This is a genomic window from Collinsella sp. An268 (assembly GCF_002159765.1).
Taxonomy (GTDB): Bacteria; Actinomycetota; Coriobacteriia; order Coriobacteriales; family Coriobacteriaceae; genus Coprousia.
On the sequence record NZ_NFJH01000006.1, the window covers coordinates 46,878 to 69,683 of the forward strand.

The 22,806-nt window shown below is 65.2% G+C and carries 17 protein-coding genes; 15 read left to right on the forward strand and 2 right to left on the reverse strand.

Translation table 11 applies throughout. The annotated features are described in order from the left end of the window. The first annotated feature begins 1 nt into the window (after window position 1). Entirely contained in the window at window positions 2-1,159 is a 1,158-nt protein-coding gene (locus B5F70_RS06150) for an Mbeg1-like protein (protein ID WP_087204689.1), read from the forward strand. Window positions 1,160-1,572: 413 nt separating this feature from the next. Here the strand turns inward: B5F70_RS06150 and B5F70_RS06155 are convergent, their stop codons facing one another. Next, window positions 1,573-3,048, reverse strand: coding sequence for an ATP-binding cassette domain-containing protein (locus B5F70_RS06155; protein WP_087204690.1), 1,476 nt, complete (start codon window positions 3,046-3,048; stop codon window positions 1,573-1,575). A 364-nt stretch (window positions 3,049-3,412) separates the two neighbouring features. Between B5F70_RS06155 and pstB the strand changes: the two genes are divergently transcribed. The 10 genes from pstB (at window position 3,413) to B5F70_RS06205 (ending at window position 15,670) form a co-directional block, all read left to right on the forward strand. Further along, complete coding sequence (gene pstB / locus B5F70_RS06160) at window positions 3,413-4,201, forward strand: phosphate ABC transporter ATP-binding protein PstB (RefSeq protein ID WP_087204776.1); 789 nt, start codon at window positions 3,413-3,415, stop codon at window positions 4,199-4,201. Between the two features lie 70 nt (window positions 4,202-4,271). Continuing rightward, entirely contained in the window at window positions 4,272-4,952 is a 681-nt protein-coding gene (locus B5F70_RS06165) for a response regulator transcription factor (protein WP_087204691.1), read from the forward strand. A 27-nt stretch (window positions 4,953-4,979) separates the two neighbouring features. After that, window positions 4,980-6,422, forward strand: coding sequence for an ATP-binding protein (locus tag B5F70_RS06170; protein WP_087204692.1), 1,443 nt, complete (start codon window positions 4,980-4,982; stop codon window positions 6,420-6,422). A 521-nt stretch (window positions 6,423-6,943) separates the two neighbouring features. Continuing rightward, window positions 6,944-8,974: a molecular chaperone HtpG gene (gene htpG, locus B5F70_RS06175; protein ID WP_087204693.1), complete on the forward strand. Its 2,031-nt coding sequence runs from the start codon at window positions 6,944-6,946 to the stop codon at window positions 8,972-8,974. A gap of 689 nt (window positions 8,975-9,663) precedes the next feature. Further along, window positions 9,664-9,882, forward strand: a complete 219-nt coding sequence (locus B5F70_RS06180; RefSeq protein WP_087204694.1) for a hypothetical protein — start codon at window positions 9,664-9,666, stop codon at window positions 9,880-9,882. Window positions 9,883-10,211: 329 nt separating this feature from the next. Next, on the forward strand, window positions 10,212-11,021 hold the full coding sequence (locus tag B5F70_RS06185) for a LytTR family DNA-binding domain-containing protein (protein WP_158094947.1): 810 nt from the start codon (window positions 10,212-10,214) through the stop codon (window positions 11,019-11,021). 11 nt (window positions 11,022-11,032) lie between these two features. Then, complete coding sequence (locus B5F70_RS06190) at window positions 11,033-12,082, forward strand: hypothetical protein (RefSeq protein ID WP_087204696.1); 1,050 nt, start codon at window positions 11,033-11,035, stop codon at window positions 12,080-12,082. Continuing rightward, the gene (locus B5F70_RS06195) at window positions 12,076-13,101 is read left to right on the forward strand and encodes a hypothetical protein (protein ID WP_087204697.1); all 1,026 of its coding nucleotides are present in this window, start codon (window positions 12,076-12,078) and stop codon (window positions 13,099-13,101) included. Before B5F70_RS06190 ends, B5F70_RS06195 begins: the two co-directional genes overlap by 7 nt. Beyond that, window positions 13,083-14,087: a GHKL domain-containing protein gene (locus B5F70_RS06200; protein ID WP_087204698.1), complete on the forward strand. Its 1,005-nt coding sequence runs from the start codon at window positions 13,083-13,085 to the stop codon at window positions 14,085-14,087. The genes B5F70_RS06195 and B5F70_RS06200 overlap by 19 nt, the downstream gene beginning before the upstream one ends. A 230-nt stretch (window positions 14,088-14,317) precedes the next feature. Continuing rightward, on the forward strand, window positions 14,318-15,670 hold the full coding sequence (locus B5F70_RS06205) for a hypothetical protein (protein WP_087204699.1): 1,353 nt from the start codon (window positions 14,318-14,320) through the stop codon (window positions 15,668-15,670). A gap of 86 nt (window positions 15,671-15,756) precedes the next feature. Here B5F70_RS06205 and vsr read toward each other — a convergent pair whose 3' ends face one another. Next, window positions 15,757-16,599, reverse strand: a complete 843-nt coding sequence (gene vsr / locus B5F70_RS06210; protein ID WP_241145923.1) for a DNA mismatch endonuclease Vsr — start codon at window positions 16,597-16,599, stop codon at window positions 15,757-15,759. 230 nt (window positions 16,600-16,829) lie between these two features. On the opposite strand from vsr, the gene B5F70_RS06215 reads away from it, so the two are divergent. From B5F70_RS06215 to B5F70_RS06230, 4 genes are all read left to right on the forward strand, one after another. Next, window positions 16,830-19,328, forward strand: a complete 2,499-nt coding sequence (locus B5F70_RS06215; RefSeq protein ID WP_087204701.1) for a tetratricopeptide repeat protein — start codon at window positions 16,830-16,832, stop codon at window positions 19,326-19,328. A 165-nt stretch (window positions 19,329-19,493) separates the two neighbouring features. Beyond that, a complete protein-coding gene (locus B5F70_RS06220; protein WP_087204702.1) occupies window positions 19,494-19,691 on the forward strand; it encodes a hypothetical protein in 198 nt (65 codons plus the stop codon). Window positions 19,692-19,753: 62 nt separating this feature from the next. Next, entirely contained in the window at window positions 19,754-20,599 is an 846-nt protein-coding gene (locus B5F70_RS06225) for an ABC transporter ATP-binding protein (RefSeq protein WP_087204703.1), read from the forward strand. Further along, complete coding sequence (locus B5F70_RS06230) at window positions 20,589-22,787, forward strand: FtsX-like permease family protein (RefSeq protein ID WP_087204704.1); 2,199 nt, start codon at window positions 20,589-20,591, stop codon at window positions 22,785-22,787. The genes B5F70_RS06225 and B5F70_RS06230 overlap by 11 nt, the downstream gene beginning before the upstream one ends. Window positions 22,788-22,806: the final 19 nt, after the last annotated feature.

Below are 22,806 nucleotides of genomic sequence, written 5' to 3' on the forward strand. Positions count from 1 at the left end.
CGTGGCCAACCTATTTGAATACTTGGGATACGAGCTCGCCCCGTTTGACGAGCGCGAGGTCAACGCCATCGATGCCGCCATCTTTTCGCAGGCGTGCATGATCGACGGTGCGGGCATCGTGCCCGCCGCGCCCAGGCGCCCCTCGGCGCTCTCGCGCCTGCGCGCCCTCGTGGCGCCGGGCAGCATGCGGAGCGCGTGTTTTGCCGACCTCGCGCGCGCTGAGCGCTTCGACACCATGTTTTTGGGCTTCGTGCCCGGCGACCTCAAGGAGATGCTGCTCCGGCTTGTGGCGAGCCCGCGGTATCGCGACGTGCGCCTCGTGGGGTACCAGGCGGTGTTTGACGAGACGACGCACACCCAGTTTGCGGCGACAACGTATGTGTGGCGTGACGCCTTCGCCTTTATCGCGTTTCGGGGGACGGACACGTCGCTCGTCGGCTGGCGCGAGAACTTCGATATGGCGTACAAGCCCGTGGTGCGTGCCCAGCGCCTCGCCAAGGCGTATCTGGAGACGATGGCGGCGCATCTGGCGTGCCCGCTCATGGTGGGCGGCCACTCCAAGGGCGGCAACCTTGCGCTCTTCGCGGCTCTCACGGCGGCGCCGCGCGTGCAGGAGCGCATCGCGCACGTGTGGGCGCTCGACGCCCCCGGCTTCAAGGCGGGGCGGTTCGGAGAAGAGGACTATCGGCCGCTCGAGGGGCGCATCACGCGCATCGTGCCCGATGATTCCATCGTGGGCATGTTGCTCGAGCACCACGGTCCCGAGCGCACGGTCGAGAGCTTTGCCACCGGTCTCGACGCGCACTCGGCGTTCTCGTGGGAGGTGGCGGGCGACGACTTTGTGGGGCGCGACCGTCCCAACGACGCCTCGCTGGGGCTGCGCGCCGTGGCGGCCGAATGGCTCGCCGGTATGGATGACGCCCGCAAGGAGCAGGTGATCGACGCCCTCTTTGCCGCCATCGCCGCGAGCGGAGTCCCCGATGCGCGGGCCGTCTTTGCCGGCGGTCCGGAGATCGGCCGTGCAGCGATGGAGGCGATGCGCGCGCTCGATGCCGACGAGCGGGACCTCATCACGCGCGAGCTCGGCAACCTGGCGGCCATCGTCGCCCGCCGCGTGGGGCAGGACGTGGCGGGCGCGCTCTTCGGGTGGCTCGGCTAGAGGAACGCTGCCCCGTCCCGTTCGCGTAACTGCCGACACCTCTTCGGACGCGGGGATAAAACCGCCAGATTGCATCTCCGCAAGAGCAGGGGAGAGAAGCGGCGGATTGTATGGTTTTTGGGGAAAGAACGGGCGGATTGCATCTTTCTATACAATCCGCCCATTCTTTGCACGGCGCTGAGCTGGGCTTTCGTCGCATTGGAATCGCGACATGCAATCTGGCTATACAATCCGCGGGTTTTCTCCCCTCAGGGGTCCGGACATACCATCCGCCGCATAACTTCCGCGGGAACCGCCCATACCATCTGCGGACGTTCTTCTCCAGGGCCCGGGCGTAGCGTCCGCCCGACTCCTCCGCCGCCCGGGACCTTCCCAAAAACCAGACGCCTGCCGGCGTTATCCTGCCGTACCCGTCATCGCTCCCGCACGCGCCCGTCGCGCACCTCCCAGGTGCGCGCGGTCGCCGCGGCGAGAAATGTCGGATCGTGGCTGACCAGCACGAGCGCTCCGGGAAAGGCCGCGAGCGCCTGCTCGAGCGCCTCGGTCGAATGCAGGTCGAGGTGGTTGGTGGGCTCGTCCATCAAGATGAGGACGGGGCGATCGAGCATGCCGAGCGCGAGCATGAGCTTGCGGAGCTCGCCGGGGCTCACACGCTCGCCGGCAAGTATGCGGTCGGGGTCGGAGTTGAGCTGCGCCACGGTAGAGAGGACCCGTCCGCGCGCGGCGGCGTCGAGCGCGCGCACGCGGGCGAGCACCTCGGCGCGCACAGCGGGGGAGGGCTCTTGCGGGATGTCGAGCACGCGTAGGCCGGGTGCGAGCAGCCCGCGCAGGTGCGCCAAAAGCGTGCTTTTGCCGGCGCCGTTGGGGCCCACGATGCCGATGTGGTCGGTGTTGCCCACAAAGAGCGACGGTATGGCGAGGGTGCCCGCGCCGCAGGGAATGCGCCCCTCGGCGAGGTGCGCGAGCGTCTTGCGGGGGCTCGGCTCGGCGTCGAGCCAGAGGTCGCCGTCGTAGCGTTTTGCCACAAAGGCGGCGGCGACGCGCTTCTGCGCCGCCTCGGTGCGGGCGCCCATCTGCGCGGAGAGCCGCCCGCGCGCCCCGTCCTGCCCCGTGTAGACGGCGAGGTCGATTTTGGCCTTGGCCGACTTGTCCTTGGGATCGATGTGGCGCTTGCTGCGGCGCGCGCCGGCACGCGCCGCCTCGCGGGCGCGCCGGTCCTGCTCGGCGGCAAGGCGGGCGAGCTCGCTTTTTGCCGCCTGCCGCTCGGCGATGAGGGCCCCGCGCTCGCGGTCCGCCTCGGCATGCGCCTGCGTGTAGCCGCCGGGACGCACCACCACGTCGCCGTTCTCAAAGGAGACGCAGCGCTCGGCGAGGGCGTCGAGCAGCTCACGATCGTGGCTCACCACGATGCCGATGCCGCGAAACGACTCGAGTGCGCGGGCGAGCTCGCTGCGTGCGTCATGGTCGAGGTGGTTGGTCGGCTCATCGGCCACCAGCACGTCCGGTCGGCGCCACAGGGCCACGGCGATCTGCAGCTTCTTGCGCTCGCCGCATGAGAGTTCGTCGAACCGCCAGGCCATATCGTCCTCAAGGTGAAAGATGCGCCTCAGCTCGCGTGCCTCGCGGCTAAAGTCGAGGGCAAAGTCGGCAAGTCCCTCCGGCGGATCGTCGACCTCCTGGGTGCACAATATCCCCATGAGAGCGGGGCTGACGGTGCCTCGGTCGGGTGCGAGGTCGCCCACGGCGATGCGGGCGAGGGTGGTCTTGCCGCAGCCGTTGTCGCCCAGCACCCCCGTCCATCCGGCCGGAAAGGCAACGGAAACGTCGTGGAGGATAGGCGCGGTGGCAGAGGGATAGGTGTAGGTCACCTGCGAGAGGGTGAGTTGCATGGGTTGTCTCCTCGGGTTAGGCAGCCGCCGCGCTTGCGCGGGGCGGCCCCGGCGACGCATGCGACGCCGAAAGCGTGCGGAACGTTTGAGAACGTTAGCGAATACGCACCCGAGAAACCCTTTCTCATCGTAGTGCCCGCGTGTCGCATACGCGGCTGTGCATAACGCAGTATAGCGCACCGTCGCGCGCCTTACACTCCCCTAACATGTCTCTTTCAGCTGCATGAAGTCGAGCGCGTACCATCTGGTGAGCTATCACGTACGATGCACGCAGACTCGGGTGCGCTAAACATTGGGAGGTACTGAGGTGGATACAGCTGATCAGAGCTGGGCGGCACAGGTAGAGGCGGCGCAGGCGCGCGAGATGGGGGCGCCGGATGCTGCTGCGCCCGCGTCCGAGCACCCGGTGCGTCTGGCCGTTCAGAACCTCGACCTCTACTACGGGGACTTCCACGCCCTGAAGAACGTCTCGATCGACATCCGCGACCGCGAGGTGACCTCGTTCATCGGCCCGTCCGGCTGCGGCAAGTCCACGCTGCTGCGCACGCTGAACCGCATGAACGACCTCGTCAAGGACTGCCGCATCGAAGGCAAGATCACGCTTGACGGCGAGGACATCTACCAGGACTACAACGTTACGCGCCTGCGTCAGCGCGTGGGCATGGTGTTCCAGCGCCCCAACCCGTTCCCCATGAGCATCTTCGATAACGTCGCCTACGGGCCGCGCGGCATGGGCATCAAGAGCAAAAGCGAGCTCGAGGGCATCGTTGAGGAGTCCCTGCGCCGCGCCGCCCTCTGGGACGAGGTCAAGGACAAGCTCAAGAGCTCGGGCATGGGCCTCTCGGGCGGCCAGCAGCAGCGCCTGTGCATCGCGCGCGCCATCGCCGTCCAGCCCGAGGTGCTGCTCATGGACGAGCCGACGTCGGCCCTCGACCCCATCTCTACGCAGATGGTCGAGCAGCTGGCGCTCGAGCTCAAGGAGCATTACACGCTCGTCGTGGTGACCCACAACATGCAGCAGGCGTCGCGCATCTCCGATTCGGTGGCGTTCTTCCTGCTCGGCGAGCTCGTGGAGCACGCGCCCACCCAGCAGCTCTTCTCGACGCCCCAGGATCAGCGCACGGCCGACTACCTCACCGGACGCTTTGGCTGATACGGTGTAAGATGGAGCCGGTACGGTGCGCGCGGGCGCGCCGTCAGTGGTTGTAGAGTAAGGGTGACGCATGATCTATTACGTTGAGGATGACGACAACATCCGCGGTCTCACGCTCTATGCGCTGCATCAGCAGGGTATCGAGGCGGAGGGATTTGCCTCCGACAGCGAGTTCAAGGCGGCGGTTGCCCGGCGCGTTCCCGACGCCGTCCTGCTCGACATCATGCTGCCCGATACCGACGGGCTCGAGATCTTGCGTCGCCTGCGCGCCGACCAGGAGACGGCGACGGTGCCCATCATGATGCTTACCGCCAAGGACACCGAGCTCGACAAGGTGGTCGCACTCGACGGAGGTGCGGACGACTACCTCACCAAGCCCTTCTCGCTCATGGAGCTCACCAGCCGTTGCCGCGCGCTTCTGCGCCGCGGCGGCATGACCAAGAAGGTCTCCGACGTGCTCTCCTCGGGCGGCATCGTGCTCTCGCCGAGCCACCGCGAGGTGCGCGTCGACGGCGAGGAGGTCAAGCTGACGCTCCGCGAGTTCGACCTGCTCGAGTACCTCATGCGCAAGCCCGGTGTCGTCTTTAGCCGCGAGGCGCTCCTCCAGAGCGTCTGGGGCTGGGACTTCGACGGCGGTTCGCGCACGGTAGACGTGCACGTGCAGACGCTGCGCCAGAAGCTCGGCGACCACGCGAGCTGCATCGAGACGGTGCGCGGCGTCGGCTACCGGTTTGCCGACCGCACCGAGTAGCGCCGGCCTCCTCCCGGCTGATCGTCCATGAGCCCCTTTGGATCGAAACACACCCTTTCGCGCCGCGTCTTCGGCACGGTCTTTACCGTGGCGTTTGCCGCCATCGCCGTCTTCACGGTGGTGGGATCGGCGTTTCTGCAGTCCAATCTGGCGGCGGTGACGCGCAGCGAGCTGCACGACGAGGCGGAGATCGTGGCGGCGGCGCTCGATAGCACCACCAACGACATCGCCGTGCTGCAGCGCGTCGAGATCGAGAACACGCGCCTCACCCTTATTGCAGAGGACGGCGCCGTCATCTACGACAACCAGGAGCCGGCGGCGACCATGGAGAATCACGGGCAGCGCCCCGAGGTGCTCCAGGCGCGCGAGACGGGGCACGGCTCAGACGAGCGCGACTCCACCACCATCGGCGAGGTCATGCTCTACGAGGCGGTGCTGCTCGATAACGGGCAGGTCATCCGCATCGCGCAGGCGCAGGCGGGGGTGCTCTCCATCCTGCTGTCGTTCGTGGGGCCGCTCCTCATCATCGCCGCGATGGTGATCGTCGTCTCGTTCTTCGCGGCGCGCCGCGAGTCGCGCGCCATCATCGCGCCCCTGCTCGACGTCGACCTCGACCACCCCAAGCGCAACATGGAGGGCGCCTACGCCGAGATGGTGCCCATGCTCGAGCGCATCGAGAGCCAGCGCCAGGAGCTCAAGCAGCAGGTGCGCGTGCTCGCCGACAACGATCGCATGCGGCGCGAGTTCACGGCAAACATCACCCATGAGCTCAAGACGCCGCTTACGGCCATCTCGGGCTACGCGGAGCTCATCTCGTCTGACATGGTGGTCGACGAGGCCGATGTGAAGGATTTTGCGAGCCGCATCTACCGCGAGGCGGGGCGCCTGACGGCCCTTGTGAACGACATTCTCACCCTCTCGAACCTCGACGAGGCGGAGCGGTCGGAATCCGATGAGGCGGCGGGCGTACTCGGTTCGACGGAACCCATCGACCTGCCGCGCATGCTCGAGACCGTACAGCAGCGTTTGGAGCACGTAGCGCTCAAAGCCGAGGTCGCCCTCTTCTTGGACGAGCACCCCGCCATGGTCATCGGCGTGCCGCGCCTGCTCGACGAGCTCGCCTACAACCTCGCCTCAAACGCCATCCGCTACAACCGCCCCGGCGGTTCGGTGGTGCTCGCCTGCGGTATCGACGATGACGGCAGGCCGTTTATCCGCGTGGAGGATACGGGTATCGGTATCGCGCGCGAGGAGCAGGCAAAGATTTTCGAGCGCTTCTACCGGGTGGACAAGAGCCGCTCCAAGGCGCGCGGCGGCACGGGGCTCGGCCTGGCGATCGTCAAGCACGCGGCTGCGTTCCATGGGGCGACGATCTCGCTCGACAGCGAGCCGGATTGCGGCACGCGCATCGTAGTGACCTTCCCCGTGCAGGTGTTGCCGAGCGTTGCGGTGCCGACGGATGCGCGCTAGCGCGACGCGCACCGGTAGGCCGCGCAACGTTGGGGAGCCCGCGGTCCCTTATGTGTGCGGGAAAGCGCATATTACTAACCCCCTGTGGCCAAAAACCGCATCGAAATAATGATTAGCGCTCTGAATGCATGAAGAAAACGGGGCCTCGGACCCGCTTTATGATCTATTTGGGGGTCAAAGAACACAGAATCGCGTCTTCAGGGCTCCTCAAGGACGCAAAAGCTGGGGGGTCAGTTATTATTTCGCTACGGTTTTTGGCCATAGGGGGTTATTACATAACGGTCTGCGCCGGTTTGTCTCGAGCGAACGTCGCGGAACAGCTCAGATGAAGCCTTCTGTGGATTGGGCATCGCACCGATAGCGTTCGACGCGCATCGCTCTCGCGCACTTGCGCATGACTCATGAAAATAATCTAAGTCTTTAGCGCTTAGGTTTTATGCGTGAGCAAGGTGGGTATCATCATGCGCGGTAGGTAGAACAGGTGCGGGGATATTCCGCAGCCTCGAAAGGAACGGTAGCGTATGCGTCAGTTCAAGACAGAGAGCAAAAAGCTTCTCGATCTTATGATCAACTCGATCTACACCAACAAGGAGATTTTCCTCCGCGAGCTCATCTCCAACGCGTCGGACGCCGTCGACAAGCTCAACTTCAAGAGTCTGACCGACGACAGCATGCATGTGGAGCAGGGCGATCTTGCCATCCGCATCGCGTTTGACCGCGATGCCCGCACCATCACCATTTCCGACAACGGCATTGGCATGACGGCCGACGAGCTCGAGCGCAACCTCGGCACCATCGCGCACTCCGGCAGCGAGGAGTTTAAGACCGAAAACGCCGAGAGCCAGGGCGACGCCATCGACATCATCGGCCAGTTTGGAGTGGGCTTCTACTCCGCCTTCATGGTGGCGAAGCGCGTGCGCGTCGTGTCGCGCGCGTTTGGCGCGGACGAGGCCAACGTGTGGGAGTCCGACGGTCTCGAGGGTTACACCATCGAGCCCGGCGAGCGCGCCGACCACGGTACCGACGTGATTCTAACGCTGCGCGACGACGTCGCGGGCGAGAACGGCGAGGAGGGCGAGAACTACAGCCGCTACCTCTCCGAGTGGGCGCTCAAGGACCTCGTCAAGCGCTACAGCAACTACGTGCGCTACCCGATTCAGATGATGGTCACCAAGTCCCGCCAGAAGCCCAAGCCCGAGGACGCGGGCGACGACTACCAGCCCGAGTACGAGGACTACCAAGAGCTCGAGACCGTCAACTCCATGACGCCCATCTGGAAGAAGCGCCGCGAGGACGTGGAGGACGCCGACTACCACGAGTTCTACAAGGCAACGTTCCACGATTTCGAGGACCCGGCCCGCACCATCAGCTTCCATGCCGAGGGCGCGCTCGAGTACGATGCGCTGCTCTTTATCCCCGGCCGCGCGCCGTTTGACCTCTATAGCAAGGATTACGAGAAGGGTCTCGCGCTCTACAGTTCCAACGTGATGATTATGGAGAAGTGCGCCGACCTCGTGCCCGACTACTACAACTTTGTCCGCGGCGTGGTGGATTCAGCCGATGTCTCGCTCAACATCAGCCGCGAGACGCTCCAGCAGAACCGTCAGCTCCGCGCCATCGCCCGCCGGATCGAGAAGCGCATCACCTCCGACTTGGAGGACATGCGCGACAACGACCGCGAGGCGTACGAGAAGTTCTTCGAGAGCTTTGGTCGCGGCCTTAAGTACGGCATCTACGCGAGCTACGGCGCCAAGGCGGGCGAGCTCGCGGACCTGCTGCTCTTCTGGAGCGCCAAGGAGCAGAAGATGGTCACGCTCGCCGAGTACGTCAAGGCGATGCCGGAGGACCAGAAGGCGATCTATTACGCCGCGGGCGACGATCGCGAGCGCCTCGCCAAGATGCCCGTGGTGACGGGCGTGCTGGCGCGCGGCTACGACGTGCTGCTGCTCACGCAGGACGTCGATGAGTTCACGTTCCAGTCCATGCGCGAGTACGTAGCGAAGGACTGCCCCAAGGTCTACGAGGACGAGGCGGCGCGCGAGGCGGCGGCGAAGGCCGTGGCCGATGGCGCCGAGCCCGAGCTCGAGGACCGTCATCTTGAGCTCAAGAACGTTGCGACCGGCGACCTCGACCTCGCGAGCGAAGACGAGAAGAAGGAGGCCGAGGAGGCGACGCGCGAGCACAGCGACCTCTTCGACGCGATGAAGGAGGCGCTCGGCGGCAACGTGCAGAAAGTCGCCGTGTCGGCGCGCCTGGGCGAGAACGACACGCCGGCCGTCATCACTACGGAGGGTCCGCTGTCGCTTGAGATGGAGAAGGTGCTGAAGCGCGGTCCCGAGGGCGATGTGGAGGGTATGCCGACGGCGCAGCGCGTGCTCGAGCTCAACGGCAAGAGCCCGGTCTTTGGGAAGCTCGTTGCCGCGCAGGAGGCGGGCGACGCCGATAAGGTGAAGCTCTACACGGGGCTTCTCTACGACCAGGCGCTGCTGGTCGAGGGCATCCTGCCGGAGGATCCGGTCGCCTTCGCGAAGAACGTGTGCGAGCTGATGTAGGCGGCTTACGGTATAGCGTGGAGCTTTGGGCCCCGGGATCAGGTTCCCGGGGCCTTTGCCCTATCTGGGGCAACGCGGCGGCAGCGTGGGGTGGAGCGGTGCGGCAGCCCTGCCTGCGCAATCGTGCCGCGGGGAAATCTCGGTTGTAGGAGGGGCCGTTTCAGGTTGCGGTGAAGGATTTCTCCCGATTGACGGGGCATCGTAGGGGGGTTAATCATTCTAGTGCCTAGTTCCACGGGCACCCTTGAAGTAGCCAGGGTGGGGCGTGAAAGAAAAAGGGCAGGTCAGCGAGCTGGCGGTTGCCGTGGCTACTCGCAGGGCACGCCATAAAATAGGCACTAGAATGAATAACCCCCCAATGGTTGGGCGAGCGGCTGAGATATTGCTCCAGTCGATTGCGCTCTCGCGGCGCGGCGCGGACCTCTTGCCGGGGCCGTGCCAGATTGTTGGCGGAGGTTCATATCCTCGCCATATGAGGGTCCCCTACGCGCTCGCGCTGGTATGGAAAACGGGGGACCAATGGGCAAAACCACAGATAAACAGGCATCCATAAAGGCTTCAAAGCGATGTAAGTAAGTCTTCATTTGACCATAAGTTTTGCCTGAGGTTCCTCGGTCATACTGACATCGACGCATCGGAAACGCAGCAGCCGATGCGCGCAGCTATGGCGGACGAGCGAGGAGGCCGCGATGCATTGCTCCCAACATGCAGCACAGGCGCGGCAGCTGCACCGCAGCGAGGCCAGCGCCGACTACCTCTCCTTCCCCCCAACACAGAGACCAGGTCTCCTCGCCACCCCGTCCGCCCAGGACCGTTCGCGCGATCAGGTAGCGAACTTCCTGCACTCGAGCCATGAGCTGCTTGACGCGCTCAACGTGCAGCCTTTGGCGCACGCGGCGGCGCTGTAGGGCGCGGCCGGCACATCAGGCGCCTTTGAGCGCAACTCCTTTTCAGCGACTCGCGATACCGGCCTTCGGGCCGGTATCGCGTTATACGTATGATCGTCCCGCGTTGCGGCGTAGGGCCTGCGCAAGCTGTCGCGCGGAGACGGGCGCGATGCTGTCCCCAAGACGATGGGCGCGCAGCGTTCGTACGTGAGATTGCATCGTTTGCGACATCAGAGCCATCGCTTGTTACCACAAGCGTTTCAAGCGCGTTTCCACGGGACTGCCCGATGGTACGATGAAAACGCCACGGTAGGCAATGCATGCCGCTAGCGCGGGGGAGGGGGCCATCGATGTACTCTGTTGCGGTTATCGAGAACGATGAGCGCGCCGCCGCCGAGCTCGTCCGTATGATCGAAGCGTCTTCCCTGGCGTCGCGGTTGACGTTTGCGGGCATGCGCCATGTTACGAGCACCGCATCCGGCGCTTCGTCTGCCGCGGCGGATGCGCCCGGCTCCGAGACTTCTGTGCGTGTTGAGTCCGGTCCTATCCCCGGCGGGGGCAGTGCCTCCGATGCCGCGCCGCTTCGGGTAACCGATCTCCCCGATATCCTCTTTGTGGACGTCAAGCTCGACCACGGCGCCAACGGCATCGAGCTCATTCACCGCCTCATCCCGGCTGCAGCACCCGTGCAGGTTATCTACGTCTCGGCCTACCTCGAGTATGCTCCCGCCGCGTACCATACGCGCCACACGTGGTTTCTCTCCAAGCCCGTCAACCCCGCAGAGCTCGATGCGGCGCTCACCCGCGCCGTGGCGGCGCTCGATGCCGAGCGCTCTGAGCCGCTGCTTGTCCACCAGGGGTCGGCGCTCGTGCGCATCGCCCCGCATCAGGTGCGCTACGTGGAGAGCGACCGGCGCAAGGTGCGCATTCACGAACGCGACCGTGTGATCGAGACGTACGCGCGCATCTCCGACCTCGAGGCGCGTTTGCCCAAGCAGTTCGCCCGTTGCCACAAGAGCTTCCTCGTTAACCTCGCTTTTGTCTCCGAGCTGCACGGCCGCGAGCTCATCCTCGCGAGCGGCGAGCGCCTGCCGGTGAGCCAGCGCTGCCGCAAGTCTCTTGCCGACCGCCTTGTCGCCTTCATCGGGCGCTCGCTCTAGGGCCGGGGCAGATGAACGGCGGGGTAGAGCAGGTTCTGGAGGCCATAAGCACGCTGGTGAGCGTGGCCATCACGCTCACGTTCGAAACCAACCTCGCGTACACGTTGCCCATGCGTGGACGGCGTGCCTACCTGGTTGTGGCCTATCTTGGTGCGGTTGCGGTAATCGCGGTGAGAAGCGTGCTGCCACTGCTGAGTCAGCTCCACTTTGTCGTCTGTGCATTGCTGCTGCCGCTCGTGCTGCTGCGCGGCTCGCGCGGTCAGCGGCTCGTGGCGATCGCGTTGAATCTGGGGTTGCTCTTCATGGGAGAGTTCCTCACGGCGGCGATGGTGCTGATCTTCGCCGGTGGGATGCCGTATACCTCGTTTGCTCATGAGCATGTGGTGGTCATGCTTGTCTTCCGGACGGTGTATTTGATGATGATGGTGGCGGGCGGACTTGGCATCCGGGCGTTTGTCGCACGGTGGACGCGTGGCGAACGGATCGACTTCGTGCTGCCCCGTTTTGCGCTGGGTGTTCTTCTGCATGTGTGCCTCGCTATCGGGTTCTACTACATACTGACTCTGCTCGCGATACCCGCTTCCGACCCGCTCTGCGTGGTGGGGATGCTGCTTTCCGTCTTTGCAGTGCCGCTCGACGCAGGCCTCCTCTGGAGCCTCGAACGGGCGCGTCGGGCGGCGGCCGCCGACGCGCGCGCACGCGTGGCGGGCGAGCGGCTGGAGGCGTGCCTCGCCCGCTACGGCCGTGTCTCGCGGGCGACGGTGCGCACGGCGCAGCTCCGCCACGACGCCCGGGCCCACCTGCAGGCCGTCGCCGCGCTCGTGGCAGAGGGAGACCCCGAGCGCGCCGGGGGCTACGCCCGCGAGATGGCGGCGCTCCTGCGCGCCGACGACTACGGCGCGTACGGCCTCTGGGACGAGGGCGGGGACGCGGAGGGCGAGCTGCCTCATGAGTCTGCCGTGGCTGGCGAGGAGAAGAGTAAGGTGACGGCCTTGTCGCCCGGCACGCACAAGGCCGATGGCCCCTCTCCTGAGCCGCAAGGCGGTGGCGGACCATGCTAGATGACCTGTTGCAAGTGGCGAGCCTGTTGACGGGCACCCTCATCGTCCTTGCGTGCGAGATCAATATCGCCACGGTGCTGCCCATGCGGCATCGGAGCGCTTACCTGGTACTCACCGGTGCGGGCGCATTCGTGGTGGCGGCTCTCACCGGGGTGGCGCCGCGGTTGGCGCAGGTCCATTTTGTGGTCTGCGGGCTGGTCTGCCCCTTCATGCTTCTCGAAGGCGCGGTGGGTGAGCGGTTCATCGGCATGGCGCTGTGCGTGGGATTGCTGTTTGCGGGCGAGTTTGCGGTGACGCTCGCTATGGTTCCCGTCGCCATTCAGCTGTCGTTTGCGGAGGTGACGAGGGAGTGGGCAGCGCTGACGCTTGGCTGTCGCATATTTGACTTAGCGTTCAACATATGCGGCGGGTTCGCTGTCCGCGCGTTCATGAGGCACCACCTACGCGGGGACCAGATAGAGACCGTGGTTCCTCGATTCGCGCTCGCGACGCTGCTGGGCGTCGGCCTTGCCGCCGGGCTGTTCTACATCATCGTGATGGAGGGGTTAGTTGCTTCCGACCCCCTGAGCGTGATGAGCATCGCCCTCGCATCGTTGGTTGTCCCGCTGGACGCGGGCCTCCTCTGGAGCCTCGAGCGGGCGCGCCGAGCAGCGGCGGCCGACGCGCACGCACGCGTGGCGGGCGAGCGGCTGGAGGCGTGTCTCGCGCGGTACGGCCGGGTCTCGCGGGCGACGGTGCGCACGGCGCAGCTCCGTCACGACGCCCGGGCCCACCTGCAGGCAGTCTCCGCCCTCGTGGCAGAGGGCGACCACGCCCGCGCAGAGGGCTACGCCCGCGAGATGGCGGCGCTCCTACGCGCCGACGACTACGGCGCGTTCGGCCTCTGGGACGCGGACGGGGACGCGGCGGGCGAGGCGACGGTTTCGCCTGGTTCGCGCGCGGAGGACCTCCACGCTTCTGCCGACGCGGGTACAACTTCGAACAAGGATGGTGATACGGCATGCTCGTCGCAAGCCTAGTGCTGGTTGCTGTGGCGATGGCGGCGGTTGCCGTTACCGCCGTGCCGCTCGCGCGCGGCCGCTACCAGCTGCCGCCTGCGCGCCGTGCGCTCGTGGCGCTCATTCCGCTGTGGCAGGTCGCGATGATGGGCGTGAGCTTTGCTGCGGGGGCGTTGCGCGGTGCGGGCGTTGCGTGGGTTCCCCTCTGCGAGGTCATAGTGGCCGGCGTGGGGTTTGCCTGCGCGGCGTTTAACCCGCGGCTCTTCGCAGGTATCGAGCAGGCAGGCGCTCAGGACGTGGCGGCAGCTCGCGCGCAGGCGCTCGAGGAGCAGGTGGGCGTGCAGCAGGCCTATCTCGAGCAGGCGGAGCGCGCAGCCGTTGAGGCGGTGCGGAGCCGTCACGTGTATGCCGATGAGTTCGAGCGTATCGCCGAGGCGCTCGCGGCGGGAGACGTGCCCGGTGCCCTGGTGGCGGTTGAACGCACCGACGCGATGATTCCGCGCTCGGGCGGGAGGCTTTGCCAGCACCCCGTGGCGGACGCGCTGCTCAAAGCCAAGATGGCGCAGGCCGCGGGCGAGGACGTGGATCTTCAGGTGCATGCCGACGTGCCCTATGAGCTCGAGTTGTCCGACGCCGAGCTCTGCGCGGTGGTGTCCAACCTCGTCAACAATGCGATCGCGGCAGCGGCACGGGTGGCGGAAGCTGCAAGGAATCGCGATGCGGAAGATCTCGTACCGCCTCAGGTCGCCGTGACGATTGGCACGACGCGGGGGTATCTTGCGGTGCGCGTCGAGAACCCCTATCTCCCGGAGGAGGACGCAACCCTGCGGGAGCTTGCCGCGCCGCGTCGCACGCTGCGCCCGACGGAGCGCGTGCACAATCTGCCTCAGCACGGGTGGGGGCTCTCCATTGTGCGCGAGCTTGCCGAGCTGCGCCAAGGCTCGCTCAAGCTCGAGGTGGCGGACGGTCGCTTTCGGGCGGTCGCGCTGCTCAAGCTGGGGAAGTAGCCGCAGCGTCGCCCTTTGCGTATCAGACGCTGCCGACCCGCGGGTTTGCGGGACGTGCGGCGCGCGCTGTGGGCATTCCCAAGGTCTTGCGCGCCGTCTCTTTATCTCGTTGACGATTTGTGACCCCGGGTGCTGCGTTTGTGACAAATCGCTGGGAATCGACGGTGCTCCCGCGCAGAATGGACGCATTGCGCGTTGTCACGTGCCCATTGCTGCTTGGGAGGATGCATATGGCTGCTCATCGTTACGTTAAACCGTTCATTGTCGCCGGGCTCACCGGCGCCCTGTCGCTCGGCGCCCCCATGGCCGCGTTCGCTGAGGATGCCGTTGCTGCGGATAATACCTCCGCGCCTGTGGTTGCCACCGCAACGCAGGAGGACGTGCTTTATGAGATCTGGGGCGTTTACAACGAGGCGGGCGCGTGCGTTGTTTACAGCAACACAGAGTGGCCATTGGGCGCCAATGATTATATGTTCCAGCTTCACCGGGTCGAGGGGTATGAGGACACCGTTATCACTGAAGGGGTGACCTTCTCCTCTGATAACGAGGACGTACTCTGGGTGGATCCTGAGGGCCTCAGCATGAGGACGGGCCCTGCCGGCTCTGCGCGGGTAACTGCTTATCTCAACGAAGTGGAGGTCGCGCATCTCGACTACACCGTCATCGACTATGTACCTGAGGATGCTGTGGGCTATGCCTTTAGCGGGTACGTGAGCGATTCGCGCGATGCGCTCACGTTCTCGCCCGGTTCGCGCTACGAGCTGCAGTATTTCAAGGTCGCTCCAGCAAACGCCGCGGGCGAGGTTGTGGGCGATGAGGTCTCCAACAAGGTCGTCTACAGCTCGAGCGATAGCTCCGTGTTCCGCGTCAATGAGGCGTACGGTTACATCGAGGCGCTCAAACCCGGCACGGCGGACCTCATCGCCACGGTGTATGACGAAGACGGAACGACCGTCTTGGGCACTGCTACGCTTTCCTACACCGTACGCAGCTATGAAAGTCTCATTGATGAGTCGATGGTGTTCGATCATTCAATTCCTGGCGTGTCCGAAGATGTGCAATATACGTATGATGATCGCGGCAACGTAACAGGCATCTCCTACGATATGGCTAACGGTGCCGGTTCGTGCGCTGTTTTTCTGTGGACCGGCGCTAATGCCGAGGGCTCAAACGTTTCCTATTTGGGTTGCACCACCTCGTCAAGCAACGAAGCTGTGGTGAAGGTTACACGGGACGATACTTACGGAGTCGACCGTCTTGAGTTCGTGGGAGTCGGAACGGCTACGGTGACCTTGGTGGGTACCTTCTCCGTCGATAACGGTGTGACTCGAAGCGGCTCAAGTGAAACGCGAACCGTGACGCGCACCATTGCGGTTACGGTGACCGATTCCTCTGCGCCGGCTGAGACCGAGCAGCCGAAGGACGAGCAGAAGCCCCAGGATACGACGGACAACAAGAACAAGTCCGATGGCGAGGGGCTGCCCGAGACGGGTGACCCGGCATTTGTCGCGATGGGGATCGCCGGCCTCGCGGGCGTCGGTGCCGTGGCTGCGGGCGTGCGCTCGCGCCGTCGTGAGGACTAGCGCGGTCGCATAACGCGCAGGCAAGTCTGCATCGGGTGGGGTTCCGGGTAACCGGGCCCCGCCTGTTCGCTACCGAGTCGTCTTTGCTACCACGCCGCGCGAACCTGCTCGAGCACGCGCTCCATCGTCTCGTCGATCTTCTTGCGCTTGAGCTCGCACTCCCAGATGGTGATAACGGCCCATCCGGCTTCCTCGAGCGCCGCGACCGCCGCCTTGTCGCGCTCGACGTTGCGGCGGAACTTCGCCTCCCAAAACTCGGTGTTGCGCTTGGGGACGCTCGGGTGGCAGTGGGGGCACCGATGCCAGAAGCAGCCGTTGATGAAGATCGCTATCTTGCGTCCGGGAAAGGCGATGTCGGGGCGTCCCGGCGCCTTGGCCCACTGTAGGCGGTAGCCAGTGTATCCGGCGGCGCGTAGGCGCTGACGCACCAGAAGCTCGGGCTTGGTGTTGGCACGCTTGTTGCCCTGCATGGACTTGCGGATGGCAGCCCGGCGACGCACCAGCTCCGCTTCGTCATCGTGCGCGGGAGCCGCGGCCAACGCCTCGACCAGCCCCTCGTCTGCCGGCATCCAGGCAAGACTTAAGAGCTCCCCGCGACCGACCCAGCGCAGGTCGAGCTGGCGGTCGGAGCGGGTGGGCTCGCCTGTGGCGAGGCGGCAGAAGAAGCACTCCATCGAGAGGTGGAAATCGGGATAGTCGTATTCGACGGTATAGAAGGCGCGGAGGTGCTCGACCGTGATACCGAGCTCCTCGGCGAGCTCGCGCTGGCAGGCGTCCTCGGCGGTCTCGCCGCGCTCGACCTTACCCCCGGGAAACTCCCAGAGACCGCGCATGTCACCGTAGCCGCGCTGCACCGCAAGCACCTCGCCGGTGGCTGTGCCATCTTCCATGCGGCGGATGATGCCCGCTGCCACATGTACGGTTTTCAAGGCGCACCTCCCATGCCGTGCGACCGCCGCCGCAATCCGTCCGTCTCGCGTGCGCGCACGCCTCGCCTCACGCCGCATAGCTGTCCGCGCCCGCCAGCGCACTATGCTAGCAAAAGCACAAGCCAACGTTCAGGTTTTCTGTCCGGGCGAACCGGTATGATAGGGCGTAGACATTTCTGTGGCGTCGGCGCTGCTGGGGCGCCCGGCGCCTCTGCGAGAAAGGCTACGCGATGGCTGCGCAAGAAAAGAAGCTCCCCCTGGTTTGCCATGCCATGCATCTCGATCCTCTGCCGCTGCAGGCGGCAGGCGCGCGCTATGCCGTGTGCTGGGGCGGCGGCATGCCCGAGCCCGAGGGGAGCTTGGGCTACCTCATCTCGTTTACCGGCAAGCGCACAGGGTACGTGATTGGTTGGGTGCGCGACGGCGGGTATGTCTACGCTTGCGACGATTATCTGACCGACGTTCCCTCAGACGCCCCCATTATCTCCGCCGCACGGTGGAGCGATAACCCCACGGCAGGTCGCCTGAGCGTATGCGGGAAGGCCGCCAGCGAGGAGCGCATGGTGAGCGAATACCGCTGTGAGAAAGCGGACGCCTATGTGCTGGTGGACCCGGTGAGCGATGTGGGGAGCTACCGAGGGCGCGCGCTTTCGCTGCGCGGGCTTCTGGCCGTTGCCTACCTGACGTTCTACTATCTGCCCGTACGCGTACGGGCGACCGACGTTCCCGGCAAGACCATGGGCGATGTGGTGGCGGCGTTTTTGGACCTTCCGCCCGCCGATGCCGTTGACGGCCTTATCGGCGAGGTGCGAAGCGGTGCGCGCACGTCGGGGTTCGAGCGGTATGCGGCGCGCATCTTGGGCGATGCGAACCCGGTGGCCTTCCGCAGCTTTGCGGCGCGCCACGAGCCGACGCTCCGCCGCTTGGGCTCGACCAAGCTCTTCTGGATCGCCTGCGACCTTTCTGAGGTGCGCGAAGAGGAGTTCGATACGCTCATGGCGATGGAGGGCGCGCTCAACCGCCTCGCGCTCATTGCCGACCGCGCGCGCGAGAACGGTGCGGATGCTCTCTCCGCAACCTCCGAGGCGTTCTGCGCCGACGAGGACTGGCATGCGCTGCGTGCCATCACCGACCAGACGGCGTCGCTCCTCAAGCGTTTGGCCCAAACGGAGAATCCCCTCCTTCAGATTTATGGCGCCACGGGCGCGCGCGGTGGCGAGTGGGATGTGCGGACCCGCCTGACGGGTATTCTGGAGCGCTTGGTGCTGCCGTACCGTCTGACGTATCGCATCGCGGTAAACGCGGCCGCCGGCACGGTGACCATCGCCGCCAAAACGCCGGGCGCGCAGGCGATGCCGCGCTGGGTGTGCGACGCGCAATCGGCCAAAACGGAGCAGCTCGCCCCCTGCGCCGACCATGCCGAGGTTGCCGCCAGCGCCTACGCGTTGCGTCTCGCCGCCGCGCTGGCAACGGCGGGTTTCTCGGCGGGCGCGGGCGTGAGCCATGTTGAGGTGCGCCTTTTTGAGGACCGTGCCTTTGCGCGCCCCCTCGTGGTGCTCGACGTCGACCGTCAGGCGTTCATCATGTCGCTCTTCGATGAGGTGCGTAAGGGCCGGTTCTCTGAACAGAGACTCACTTGGGGCGTGAGCGGTCTCCGCAAGCTTCTGGAGCCCGCGCAGCTCACCTGCTCGCTGGGGCCGCGTTTGGGCCTCAAGCCACTTGAGGGCGCTGCGGCGGACCTCCCCGATCCCGATCCGGTGCGCACGCAGCCCGTGTGGGAGGACGAGCGCGCGCTTACGCCGGAGCTTGCCGAGCTCTTGCGGGCCGACCGGGTCTGCGAGCTTGATGTCTACCATCTGGGCGAGGACCCCTTTGCCGACCGGTTGCGGGAGGCGATTAAGCATGCCGGGAGTAATCCCGCGGAGGCGGCCCAACAGCTATCCGACCTGCTGGGTGTGATGGATTTGGTGGACGATGGCGGGCTCGACGCCGCGTCGGATGCCGAGGCTGGCTCCGCGCCGGACGCCGCCCCCGCGCGCCGCCCACTGTACTGCTCAAGCGGTCTGGCCCGCCTCGCCATGGCGCTCGTGGACGAGGACACCTCCGCACGCTACCGCTATGTGTACGATTCGCGCTTCGATGTTCTCATCTCGCTTGCGAATCTGTGCACCGACAACAATGACGCCGAGCATGGGCTGGCCTATGCGCGCCAAGCCCTCGACCTTGGGCCCACGTCGCCGCACGCCTACGTGACGGCCGCCTCCGCCGAGAGCGAACTCGGCGAATACGAGCAGGCGGCCGAGCTCTTAAAGGACGCTCTCGCCTACGACGCGGAGCCGGCGTCGTACACCTACACGTATTACCGCTTGGCGTATGCGCTCTGGCGCGCCGGCGACCCCTTGGCGGGACTTGCGTGCTACCAGCGGGCAGTTGTCAATCCGCGCCTGCGCGACATGGCGCAGGAGGAGATGGAAGCCCTCATGCGCGAGCTGGGTATGACCGAGCCCCTCGACGATGGGCGCGCTGCTGAGGCGCTCGATGAGGCGGGCGTGGTCATCGCGCCGGACGATGAGCTTCTCGCCCTCGCGGCGCGGGCGCTTATCACTGCGGCGGATGCCGGCTACCTCAACCTCGCCTATGCTTTTGGTTCGGTGCTCGAGCGCGTGGTGCATAACGATGCGTTTGCGACGGCCCTTCAGTCGCTCAAGCCGTGGGCGGGCGTCTCATAGATGTAAAAGGTCGAAGAGGAGCTAAAAAGACCGCTTAACGGGCCGTCAAGCGGCCCGTTAAGGCATTCTTTAGCCAACCTTACAAAACTGCAATGCGCCTGTAAGGCAAATCGATGGCTGCTCCACGTGCATCCTGCCACTATAGTGGGCGGAGGTGTGGTACCCATGGCAATCAGAACAACCTGCCCCCTGGGTGAGACCATGACGAAGCGCAACCCGTATGACCCCGAGCCCGAGCCCGCCCGCTCCCACAACCCGCTGGTGCGCGCGGGCATGTCGGTGGCAGAGATGGTGGTCTGGCTCGTCATCATGGCGGTGCTCGCCCTCGGCATGATCGCCCTGTTGTGGAACGTCAACAAATAGTGCAGTTCAAGCGGCGGGCCGACGCTCTGGTGCGGCCCGCCTGTCAGATGGGAAGGAATCGCATGCCCGCATTTGCCCAAGCCCCGCGCCCGGCGCACGCCGCGCCCGGCAAGCTCTCTCAGGTCCAAGCCCAGGCTCCGGCTGCGCCCGTGTTGGAGGCGCGCCATATCGAGAAGGTGTACGGCAGCCGTCAAAACGTGACGCGCGCCCTGAACGACGTCTCGTTTACCGTCGAGCGCGGCGAGTTCCTCGGTATCATGGGCGCATCGGGGTCCGGTAAGTCGACGCTGCTCAACTGCGTGTCGACTATCGACGCCGTCACCTCGGGCGAGGTCCTCATCGGCGGTGTCGACGTCACGCGCATGAAGCCCGCCAAGCTCACGCGTTTCCGCCGCGAGCAGCTGGGGTTCATCTTCCAAGACTCCAACCTGCTCGATACGCTTACCGCGCGCGAGAATATCGCCCTGCCGCTCACCATCAGCCGCGTACCGGCCAAAGAGGTGCTGCGGCGCGTGGACGAGGTGGCCGGGCGCCTCGGCATCCACGAGATTTTGGAGAAGTATCCCTATCAGATGTCCGGCGGCCAGCAGCAGCGTGTCGCCGCGGCCCGCGCGCTCGTGACGGAGCCCACCGTCATCATGGCCGACGAGCCCACCGGCGCCCTCGACTCCAAAAACGCCCGCCTGCTGCTCGAGAGCCTGGAGACCATGAACGAGCGGTTGCAGGCGACGGTGCTCATGGTCACGCACGACAGCTTTGCGGCGAGCTACACGCACCGCGTGCTCTTTATTCGCGACGGCAGGATCTTTACCGAGCTCAGGCGCGGTGACTCGACCCGACAGGCGTTTTTCGAGCGCATCATGGAGGTCGTGGCGATGATGGGCGGTGAGGGCTCCGATGCTCTGTAAGATCGCGTGGGGCAACGTGCGGCGCGCTGGACGGGACTATCTCGTCTACCTGCTCACGCTCACGTTGGCCGTCACCGTTTTCTATGCGTTCAACACCATCTCCATCCAAGTGGACATCGCCGGCGTGACCGCGCAGAACGACGGCATGGGCGAGCTTCTCGGCAGCATCATCGCGGGCCTCACGGTGTTTCTTGCCGTGGTGATGGGCTTTCTCATGGTCTATGCCAACAACTTCATCATGAAGCGCCGTAAGAAGGAATTCGGCCTCTACCAGGTGCTCGGTATGGGGCGCGGCCAGGTGTCCGTTATCATGGCGCTCGAGACCCTCTTTGTGTCCGGTGCGGCCCTCATTCTCGGCCTCATCCTCGGCCTCGCGCTCTCGCAGCTCATGGTGTTCTTCACCGCGTCCCTCTTCAAGACGCAGATCAGCGACTTCCATTTCTTCTTCTCGCTCGGCGCGTTTATGCAGACGGTCGGGTGCCTTGTGGCGATCTTTCTGGTCACGCTCGTTTTCAACCTGCGCGTGGTGCGCCGCGCGCGCATCGTGGACCTTATGAGCGCGAACCGTCAAAACGAGACCGTCAAGACGCGCAACCCCTGGATCTCGGCGGCCATCTTTGTGGTGGGCCTCGGGGCGATTATCGTGGCGTACGCGCGCCTGCTGCACGACGGGTTGCCCTACGACGGCCAGCCCGAGGCGATGGGGGCCTTCTTTATCACCACCGCCATGGTGGTTGCGGGCACGATCCTTTTCTTCTTCGGTCTTGCCGGTTTTCTGCTGAAGGCCCTGCAGAGCGCCCGGGGCGTGTACTGGCGCGGTCTCAACATGGTGACGCTCCGGCAGCTCTCCGCGAAGGTCAACACGGTCAGCTTCTCGATGGCGATGATCGCGATGATCCTCTTTTTGGCCATCACGTCGGTGACCACGGGCATGTCGCTCGCAGACACCATGAACAACTCGGTCGAGCGCGGCACGCCCGTGGACTATACGCGCTGCCTCGTGTACTGGGGGCCGAGCGTGGTGGACGAGATGAACGCCGACGCGGCCGCGGATGACGCCGGGATGCGCTATGCGGTTGCCGACGGTCCGGTCGATATGATGGCTGCGAGCTCGAGCGACGTCATTGATCCCGGGACGGGTGAGACACACCCGTTCGATCTTGCCGCCATTGCCGGCGACTATATGCAGGTTGATACGTTCGATTCCACGCCGCGCGGGGCGAGCGAGCCCGTGGTGAGCCTCGTCGACCTGTGCGATGCTGTGGACATGCCGCTGCCGGCAGGGGTCGATGCGTCCAATCTGTCGTCGCTCGGCCTCGCGGTTATGACCGAGAGCAACTACAATGCCTACCTGCGGTTCCGGGGGATGGAGGAGATCGACCTCGGGAAGAGCGGCTATACCATCACGTCCGATATGGGCGCCTCGGTAAACGACATCTACAACGCGGTGCTCGGCCAGGGGGTTGCGCTTGAGATTGGCGGGCGCACGCTCACGCCGGTGCAGAGCCGCGTGCCGGAGGACGCGAGCACGTTCCAGAACGCCATGATGGGGATGAACGCGGGCACCATCGTGCTGCCCGACGACCTGGTGGCCTCGCTCGACCTCGCACCTTACTACAGCTACCTCATGGTCAACTACGCAGATGGTATCTCGACCGAGGAGGGCGATGCGTACATCGGCGAGTACCGCGTATACGGCGACATCACCAACGACGCGGGCGAGAGCATCGCCAGCTGGGGCTCAGAGGCCACGCGCACCACGACGTACGAGAGCACGGACTCCATGAACGGCCTCATCAGCTACCTCGCCATCTACATCGGCTTCGTGCTGGTGGTTGCCTGTGCGGCGATCCTCACCATCCAGCAGCTCTCGGGCGTGGCGGACGCCGGCAAGAACTACCGCATCTTGGCGGAACTCGGCACCCGGACCGGCGAGATCGCGCACTCGGTCCTCGTGCAGCAGACGGTGTTCTTCCTGTTCCCGCTTATGGTGGGCGTCGCTCACTCCGCCTGCGCGCTCAGCGTGATCATCAAGCTCGTGGCGCTCTTTGGCGGGCTTACCATCGGCGGCACGGTGGGCATCACGGGTCTCATCTTTGTGGTGGCCTACGGCGGTTACTTCTGCGTGACCTACCTTATGAGCAAGGGCATGGTGCGCGACTTTGTGCGAACAAGGGTTGCGGCATAACGGGAACGAAGCGGGCCGG

Coding starts and splice junctions, on each gene's coding strand:
- B5F70_RS06155 (WP_087204690.1), bottom strand. CDS start 3,048: ATGCAACTCACCCTCTCGCAGGTGACCTACACCTATCCCTCTGCCACC.
- pstB (WP_087204776.1), top strand. CDS start 3,413: ATGGGGGCGCCGGATGCTGCTGCGCCCGCGTCCGAGCACCCGGTGCGT.
- B5F70_RS06165 (WP_087204691.1), top strand. CDS start 4,272: ATGATCTATTACGTTGAGGATGACGACAACATCCGCGGTCTCACGCTC.
- B5F70_RS06170 (WP_087204692.1), top strand. CDS start 4,980: ATGAGCCCCTTTGGATCGAAACACACCCTTTCGCGCCGCGTCTTCGGC.
- htpG (WP_087204693.1), top strand. CDS start 6,944: ATGCGTCAGTTCAAGACAGAGAGCAAAAAGCTTCTCGATCTTATGATC.
- B5F70_RS06180 (WP_087204694.1), top strand. CDS start 9,664: ATGCATTGCTCCCAACATGCAGCACAGGCGCGGCAGCTGCACCGCAGC.
- B5F70_RS06185 (WP_158094947.1), top strand. CDS start 10,212: ATGTACTCTGTTGCGGTTATCGAGAACGATGAGCGCGCCGCCGCCGAG.
- B5F70_RS06190 (WP_087204696.1), top strand. CDS start 11,033: ATGAACGGCGGGGTAGAGCAGGTTCTGGAGGCCATAAGCACGCTGGTG.
- B5F70_RS06195 (WP_087204697.1), top strand. CDS start 12,076: ATGCTAGATGACCTGTTGCAAGTGGCGAGCCTGTTGACGGGCACCCTC.
- B5F70_RS06200 (WP_087204698.1), top strand. CDS start 13,083: ATGCTCGTCGCAAGCCTAGTGCTGGTTGCTGTGGCGATGGCGGCGGTT.
- B5F70_RS06205 (WP_087204699.1), top strand. CDS start 14,318: ATGGCTGCTCATCGTTACGTTAAACCGTTCATTGTCGCCGGGCTCACC.
- B5F70_RS06215 (WP_087204701.1), top strand. CDS start 16,830: ATGGCTGCGCAAGAAAAGAAGCTCCCCCTGGTTTGCCATGCCATGCAT.
- B5F70_RS06220 (WP_087204702.1), top strand. CDS start 19,494: ATGGCAATCAGAACAACCTGCCCCCTGGGTGAGACCATGACGAAGCGC.
- B5F70_RS06225 (WP_087204703.1), top strand. CDS start 19,754: ATGCCCGCATTTGCCCAAGCCCCGCGCCCGGCGCACGCCGCGCCCGGC.
- B5F70_RS06230 (WP_087204704.1), top strand. CDS start 20,589: ATGCTCTGTAAGATCGCGTGGGGCAACGTGCGGCGCGCTGGACGGGAC.